This is a genomic window from Moraxella canis (genome assembly GCF_002014965.1).
Lineage (GTDB): Bacteria > Pseudomonadota > Gammaproteobacteria > Pseudomonadales > Moraxellaceae > Moraxella > Moraxella canis.
The window spans coordinates 25,680-33,368 of sequence record NZ_MUXT01000003.1 but is presented as its reverse complement, the minus strand read 5'-3'; the positions used below and the strand labels follow the sequence as shown (position 1 = coordinate 33,368).

General features: G+C 37.5%; 8 protein-coding genes. 5 read left to right on the top strand and 3 right to left on the bottom strand.

Going from position 1 to position 7,689, the window contains the following annotated elements:
- The first annotated feature begins 69 nt into the window (after nt 1-69).
- The 5 genes from B0180_RS02355 (at nt 70) to B0180_RS02335 (ending at nt 4,120) form a co-directional block, all read left to right on the top strand.
- Entirely contained in the window at nt 70-1,032 is a 963-nt protein-coding gene (locus B0180_RS02355; protein ID WP_078255513.1) for a hypothetical protein, read from the top strand.
- Nucleotides 1,033-1,492: 460 nt separating this feature from the next.
- A complete protein-coding gene (locus tag B0180_RS10225) occupies nt 1,493-1,633 on the top strand; it encodes a helix-turn-helix transcriptional regulator (RefSeq protein ID WP_233424898.1) in 141 nt (46 codons plus the stop codon).
- 163 nt (nt 1,634-1,796) lie between these two features.
- The gene (locus B0180_RS02345; protein WP_078255512.1) at nt 1,797-2,009 is read left to right on the top strand and encodes a hypothetical protein; all 213 of its coding nucleotides are present in this window, start codon (nt 1,797-1,799) and stop codon (nt 2,007-2,009) included.
- Between the two features lie 16 nt (nt 2,010-2,025).
- Complete coding sequence (locus B0180_RS02340; protein WP_143821257.1) at nt 2,026-2,565, top strand: hypothetical protein; 540 nt, start codon at nt 2,026-2,028, stop codon at nt 2,563-2,565.
- A 343-nt stretch (nt 2,566-2,908) separates the two neighbouring features.
- Nucleotides 2,909-4,120 (top strand): ATP-binding protein, encoded by a 1,212-nt coding sequence (locus B0180_RS02335; RefSeq protein WP_078255510.1) that lies wholly within the window; start codon nt 2,909-2,911, stop codon nt 4,118-4,120.
- Between the two features lie 73 nt (nt 4,121-4,193).
- Here B0180_RS02335 and B0180_RS02330 read toward each other — a convergent pair whose 3' ends face one another.
- The 3 genes from B0180_RS02330 to B0180_RS02320 form a co-directional block, all read right to left on the bottom strand.
- Nucleotides 4,194-4,949: a Fic family protein gene (locus B0180_RS02330; RefSeq protein ID WP_267888871.1), complete on the bottom strand. Its 756-nt coding sequence runs from the start codon at nt 4,947-4,949 to the stop codon at nt 4,194-4,196.
- A gap of 18 nt (nt 4,950-4,967) precedes the next feature.
- On the bottom strand, nt 4,968-5,372 hold the full coding sequence (locus B0180_RS02325; protein ID WP_143821256.1) for a hypothetical protein: 405 nt from the start codon (nt 5,370-5,372) through the stop codon (nt 4,968-4,970).
- 961 nt (nt 5,373-6,333) lie between these two features.
- Nucleotides 6,334-7,599, bottom strand: a complete 1,266-nt coding sequence (locus B0180_RS02320) for an NnrS family protein (protein WP_078255507.1) — start codon at nt 7,597-7,599, stop codon at nt 6,334-6,336.
- Nucleotides 7,600-7,689 lie beyond the last annotated feature (90 nt).

Here is a 7,689-nt window from a genome sequence, read left to right as displayed (position 1 = left end):
GCACAGCACAGCACAGCACAAGTGTAATTCTTTTCACATCAACCTTGCAAGTAATTGAGGGGTTGAGTCATGCCATCTGAACAATTAATCCAGAATGAATTGTACACGAAAAACTTAAAAATTCTTGACAAGTATGAATGTTTCGGCTTGGGTGAAACGACTGTTAGAGCACTAATGAGCGGTAAATATATTAATCGTTTTTCGCTTAAAAAAACTCTGTTAGATAAAAAGCCTGATGTGCTAATTTTAGATAACAATAAAAATATTATTATATATGTTGAACAAAAAATCCCAGAGAAATTTAAAAAAGAAATGGATATTCGTAATGCTATTGCTCAAAATATCGAAGTGGCTAAAGCTCTACACAGCAGAATTTATATTGTTAGTGATGGGGGTGAGTTTATTTGGGTAAACCCTCAAACAGGAAATTTTATACTTGATGAAAATGGCAATCGAATCAATGTTCAGATTCAACCTGGAACAAATGATAAAGAAATTGCTAATCTTATCCATAATATTTCACTATCAATAAGTGAATTTAATGACAAGATTCTAAAAAAAGAATACTTAGACCCAACTTCACTAGCTCAAAAAATCAATAAAATTCTAGTTAATCTAACATTCGCATCTGCAAAAATTTCATTATATACTTTTGTTGAACTTTTTTTATTCAAGTATTTAAGTGATATTAAGATTCTTGAGGGAGAGAATAGTTTTCAGTATATTGCAAATATGTATAAAGAAGATTACAAACTGGTTGATCCAAGTGTAACTGATGCCAAAATTTTAGGGAAATATCTCGATTGTGGTAGAGCCACAATGATAAAACTATTTCCTGCATCATTGGATGGTACAAGTATTATCAATGGTCAAGTTTTTCACAGTACAAAAAATGAATTTAACGAATATGTAAGTGAAGATAATACTGACAAAATCTTTAGGGAAGTAATACAGGAATTTGAGAAATACGTGCATATTCCACCTGTATTTTATAAAGATTCATATAAAGATCAAAATGCCGCGCTGAATTAGCAACAATATATCAACTATAAAGGCAATTTATTGTAAATAAGTAAAGCTTCAATTAAAACCGCTAGGCAAGCCAATCCCAATTCTTAGACACTAGGTTAAGATTAAGATGAGAGTTTGGTCAAGAACCAACCTTCTGCATTTCTCGGGAAGTTGGTCTTCTTTCATTTTTACTACTTTGTCGCAACGAAGAATAAATATGACCTTCTGGACAGCATGAACCACTCATTGGGTAAAACAAACTGTAAAATAAATCGGACGTCTTAGATTCTTTAAAAAAACTCCACATGGTGATAACAATCTCCATCTGTTTGCTCACGCAGTTATACATCAGCATGAATTTTATCTATTAGATCATTATTGTTAATTAATTATGGTAAAATACGCCAAGGGACAGGCAATTACTACCCAGACTGCAAATACTTACTAATTACTACCTACGCGATAACATCATGGAGTGCCTATGTCCAACAACAGCATGAGACCGATTCACGTGGGTGAGATACTGCGTGAAGAATATTTAAAACCTTTGGCATTGTCAGAAGCTTCTTTATCAAAGGCTTTGGGCGTTGCACCTGACCATCTTAATGATATCTATCAGTGAACGGCGTGGTATTTATGTAGACACCGCTTTGCGTTTGGCACAGTATTTTGGCAACAGCCCTAGATTTTGGCTGGACTTGCAAAATACCTATGAGCAACAGCTTGCCAAAACAGCCCATTTCAAATAACCTTAGAACCATCACAACATAAAAAAGGAAACTCATATGGAACAAGCAAGCACCCAAAAGCTAACACTTCAAGACTATGCACCCAAACACTACATCGAGTTATCAGAGTTAGAAGAGAATTTTGATTACTGGATGGAAGTTGTCGAAAAAGATGTGATTGCGATTATAAAAGATGGAGAGCCTAAATTTTGCATGGTACCTGAATTTATTTATGCACAAATGACAGCGTACGCATCTGTAGATGATTGAGATAGCCATCAAATATATGACAATCCAAAAACCCATAAAAGACCTACCAACACGTATCTTTGATGCCTTTTGTGAAGGGATATTAGATACTGCTGTGTTTTATAGCAGTGATGATGTGTATTTGTATCGATTGGATGAATATAAGCAAGTCTTGGAAAGACTGTCTAAAGATACTGACATCCATGTGATTTATTATGACTTTGCTGATGTGCAAGCATCTATTTATCAGCATTTTTTGACCCACATGATTGCAGCTGTTTGCCCCAATCAAGCAGATAGCTGTTATTCTCTCAGAGTTGTATTTGAGCAAATTATCTCAGGTAATCAGCGATATTTGTTAATACTGGATAATGTTGAGTGTTTATATCAACCATCCAATCTCCAATCACCTGAAACCAAAGATTTCATCGGCTCATTACGCACCTGCCTAGATGTCTATCGAATAAATATACGCACGGCTATGTTTTGCCGAGATACGGTAAATTTAAGAAAGCTGTACCATGATTACCGTGAGCCGTTTTATCGTTTTGGGTATTTGCAGGAGGTGGGGAGGTGAACACCCTTTGATCAAAACGCTTAAAAGCGATATCAACCTCACTTTACCAATCCATATCCCGCATTTCTAGCTCCAATAAAGTGGGAGGCTTAGACAACTTCATCGCAATTTGACGTAAATTATCTAAATTTGCTAGTAGCGTATTGCATACCCTAGATCATGTGCGTAGCGATGCAGATTTAAAGAAACAATCCATCAATTTGCCCCAAATCATTCCATACAATTTACCATTGGATAATTATTTTATACTTGAAACTTTTTTATGTATAGAAAAAGTTTAAAGTATAATTGAAACTTTTTCTATATTAAGGTAAAATAGCAATTATAGTTTTAGGATTTTACCGTGAAAAAAGATTTAGTTTATCGCCAAAAATACCTTGAAACGGTACGCCCGTTTATCGGAAAACCTTTGATTAAAGTGTTTACTGGGCAACGCCGTGTGGGTAAAAGCTATTTGCTGTTTCAGATTATGCAAGAGATTCAAACAGTGGATGAAAATGCCCACATTATTTATATCAACAAAGAAGACTTGGCATTTAGTCACATTACAACCGCAGAGAACCTGAATGATTTTGTGCAAGAGCAGAAAAAGAGCGGTCAAAAAAATTACATTTTTATCGATGAAATTCAAGAAATTACAGATTTTGAACAAGCGTTGCGTTCGCTTTTATTAGATGACGAATTGGATTTGTATTGCACGGGTAGCAATGCTCATTTGCTTTCACGGGATATTGCAGGCAGCCTGAGTGGGCGAGCGATTGAAATTAATGTCCATTCCCTATCTTATTTTGAATTTCTTGAATTTATGAAACTGGACGATAGCGATAAATCGATGTCGCTGTTTTTGAAATATGGCGGTTTGCCTTATTTGAAAGACTTGCCGTTGCAAGACAACATCGTGTTTGAATATCTGAGGAATATCTATTCCACCATTGCCATTCGGGATATTGTGAACCGCTATGCGTTACGAAATGTGCAATTTTTAGAGCAACTTACGCAATTTTTAGCAAGCAATATTGGCAATCTGTTTTCCGCCAAAAAAATCTCTGATTTTTTAAAATCGCAGAAAATTACCACATCAAGCATGCAGGTACAAAATTATGTGGAATATCTTGCCAACGCCTTTTTAATTCACAAAGTACCACGCTATGATATTGAAGGTAAACGCATTTTTGAGATTGGCGAAAAATACTATTTTGAAGATTTAGGTTTGCGAAACGCCCTGATTGGCTATCGGGTACAAGATCGTGGCAAATTGCTTGAAAACTGCATATTCAATCATCTTCAAATTGCAGGTTATGATGTCAAAATCGGCGGTTTAAATAGCCAAGAAATTGACTTTGTAGCAGAGAGTAATGGCGAACGTATTTATGTGCAGGCCGCACTGACCATTAATGAAGAAAAAACGCTTGAGCGAGAATTTGGCAACCTGCTGAAAATCCAAGACAACTACCCGAAATATGTGGTGACAATGGACGAATTTGACGGCAATACTTTTGAAGGGATACAGTGTTTGAGTTTGAGGGTATTTTTGAGAGAGATTTTGGGTGGATGATGCACCGGTACACCAAAATCTCAAACCATGCAAAACATACCTTTAATTAAAGCACTTAAAGACAACATCAATCCTACCTCACCAACAAATACCCCTTACCACGACCATTACGCACAGTGGTTGCCAATCCCATACTCTCAAGTTCATTGAGTAGCTTACGAGCGGTACTATCTGAGATGCCAAGCTCATTAGACACTTGTTTGGCAGTCAACACTTGGTCAGCTGGCGTATTTGTGAGTAGCTGATACTGATGGATGCTAAGACTACTATAATCAACAGCCGGATTTGCAGGTACGGATTTTGGCATAGATTGTGGCGCTTGGTCAATCGATAGCAACGCCTGTAAATCGTTAATAGCGCGGTCAATGATAGTGAGCTGATAAGCAATAAAATAAGTCATATCCAATTCATCAGTTTCTACATCAATATAGCTTTGCGCATACTGTTTGGGTGCTTTGTACAATAAGCGACTGATGGAGATATAATCAAAATGCGTATAGCCTGATTTTTGTAGTGACCAATAAAACAAAGCTCGGGCAGTTCTACCATTACCATCACCAAAAGGATGAATAAAGCCGAGTAGAAAATGCAGAATAATCGCTTTGACAATCGGATGGATAAAGTCATCCCCTTGATGATCGGCATTAGCAAAATCGCAATACGCCTGCATCAATACGGGTAGCGTCTGCCATGCAGGGGGCTGATGAACAATTTGCCCATGATAATCAGCAATGACAATCTCATCATCTTGGCGAAATTCACCCGAAATCGCATCATTGTCAATCGCACCCTCTGTGGCGATTTGATGCAATTGCAAAATCATAGTGATGTCAAGCGGTTGATTTATTTATTGTTTCACTGCTTGCATCAAGTGATAATTATTGACAATCATCACCTCGCTTTTATTCATAGATGCACGGCGACTGCCGAGTAACTCTTTGGCAACCTTGCGTGTGGTAGATGCACCTTCAAGCTGAGCACTGGTAATCGGCTCTTCAAAGAGTAGCTCATCGGTATCAATAGACCATTGCCATTGGTGATAGTGATGCTCAATGTAATATAGCTTGGCTTGCAGGCTTTGTGGTAAGCAATACGAGAATTGATAACCACCAATAGACATCGACTGCATAATGGCGTGACGGTTGAGTCTTTGAGCAAGCCAACGCCGTTTGCTGTCAGTTGGGTGACGATAGCGAAACTGCTCCCGTGACAAATAACGCCCCTTGGCATCTGTTGGTGGGTGTTCTGACAAATATCTCAAAAGCACAGATGAAATATCACTCGCTTCTAGTTCTGATAAAGTAGGTGGCTTGGGTAATTTAATCGTTATTTTCCATAAAATGTCGCAACTTATCGTATTTTATCTTATTTTATCGTAATTTGTCGCTTCCATCTAATTTAAATATTTATGAATATAAACATCAACCACCTCCACTCAATTTCACCTCATCTGCGGTTATATACCACATATTCTCCGCAAAATATGCGGTGAATAACACCATCAATCACCGCAAAATTGGCATATTAAATCCCAAACCAAACTGACAATTTACAAGATTTGAATAAAAAAGTTTAATATTATTAAATAGAAAATATAAAATTAAAATAATTCAAATCCATCAATACCTGCAACTTTCATCAGCAGGCACAAGGGCAAAAAATTTAAAATTATGATAAAATACGAAAAATGATGGGGTAAATTTATCCTATTTTTTTTCGTGCCAATAAATAAAAAGACATCAAAGCGTGCAATCAGCATCCACACTGATAATAATCATAAGATATTGATATATAAAGAGATTATTTAAGTTAAAATAAGGTTATTCGGTGAAAAATAGTCGCCCGAGATTGCCAAGGTTGGGGTCGCGAGTTCGAATCTCGTTTCCCGCTCCAAATTTTAAAAAGCTCAAATCGAAAGATTTGGGCTTTTTTTTGTTGAAGTTATTCATTTTAAGCATTTTAAAAATGAATCAAGCAAAAGAATTTGCAAAAAGAAAACAATCATATCAAAGGTGTTGAAAATTTTGATTGTAAGCTACTAAATCAAATGGCTAGAAAATGCAACGGTATGTACTCGAAAGCTTTTATCTTTTATCAACGAATACAATCTTAGGTTTAACGTTGATAGCGTACTTACTTTTCATGTTTGACACATGATAAGTGTTGTGGTTGTAAGTTGGTTTTATAAATGGATATCTAAATATTTATTTGCATTATCCAAACAGCCCATCGGTTCTTGGTTTTACTAAGATGCCCACATAACAAAGACAAAATATCACAAAAGACGCTATCCACAATACTTGTGATAATAACATGAGCGGCATATAACTATCATTAAAAAATAGCGGTAAGACCACACGAAATATGCCACACAAAATCATCAACATGAACATTAATGACACAGTGGCAGGGGGCTGATGGATATTTCTGCCAGTATGCCCAAGCGACACCCGAGCCATCATCGCAATCGTCATCAGCCCAATGCCAAACACCGCCAAACCATGTAGTCCAAGCGTGTGGATATTAACAGAGCCAAACCAATTTAACTGCGTGGCAATCGGATAAAGCACAAACATCGCCAAACTGACTGTCATGCCAAAAAACGCGATGATGAGCGACCACAGCAGGGGCTTTTGCCAGATGGCGTGGTGATACCAGTTGTTTAGGCGTGCCAAATTAGCCACCAAACATACTAACGCACACACGCCAGCCATCATAGGCTGTTTGATGAACAAATCAAAAATGATAAATCCAAAAAAGCCAAATAAATTGAGCTTGTCCAGTAGATTGGAGTTTTTTTGTTCAAGCTGTATGCCATTTGGTGTGCCATCATGATTGACGCTGATGCCTTTGGTAATAAAAAATGGCAAAACACGCCGTGCAATGGTAAACACCACGCCAATCACCAAATATAAGGCAAAATATAAGGCGATTTGCTGTGTGCCGTGATGATTTATCAGCACGCCCACATAAAAAGCAACGCTGGCAACAGTCAAAAGAACAAGTTTGGCAATGATGCCAATTTGACGTTTTTGGCGAACAGCCCACACCGCTTTGATGACAGCAAAAGTGGTCATGCCCCAAAATATCATGTCAAATACAAAAGCCGCCACAAACAGGGCAATGCTAGGTGTGGCATGAAGCCCAAGCCAAATCAAGCGAGATACTGCCCACGCCCCAAATATCGCCCCCAAATGCCAGCCATAAGGCATGGGCTGATTTGTCCATGTTTTGACTGCCGTTAATAAAAACCCTGCAATCACTGCCAAAGCATAACCAAACACCATCTCATGACCATGCCAATAAAAGGGCGAAACCACTCCTTGAAAAGGAGCAAAGCCTTGTAATATCACCAGCCAAAGCAGCATACTTATCGCAGCAAACACCGCCGAACCCACAAAAAATATGCGAAAACCCAAATTTAAAATGGGATGGGGAGATGTTGGGCGTTTGGCGGTGTTTTGGATATTCATAAGCATGGCGAATCTTTGAATTGTTATTACGATTGTCAAAAAAGTAATCTGCTGATTAAAAAAGTAATCTGCTGATTAAATCACTATTTTTTAAAA

Coding starts and splice junctions, on each gene's coding strand:
- B0180_RS02355 (WP_078255513.1), top strand. CDS start 70: ATGCCATCTGAACAATTAATCCAGAATGAATTGTACACGAAAAACTTA.
- B0180_RS10225 (WP_233424898.1), top strand. CDS start 1,493: ATGTCCAACAACAGCATGAGACCGATTCACGTGGGTGAGATACTGCGT.
- B0180_RS02345 (WP_078255512.1), top strand. CDS start 1,797: ATGGAACAAGCAAGCACCCAAAAGCTAACACTTCAAGACTATGCACCC.
- B0180_RS02340 (WP_143821257.1), top strand. CDS start 2,026: ATGACAATCCAAAAACCCATAAAAGACCTACCAACACGTATCTTTGAT.
- B0180_RS02320 (WP_078255507.1), bottom strand. CDS start 7,599: ATGCTTATGAATATCCAAAACACCGCCAAACGCCCAACATCTCCCCAT.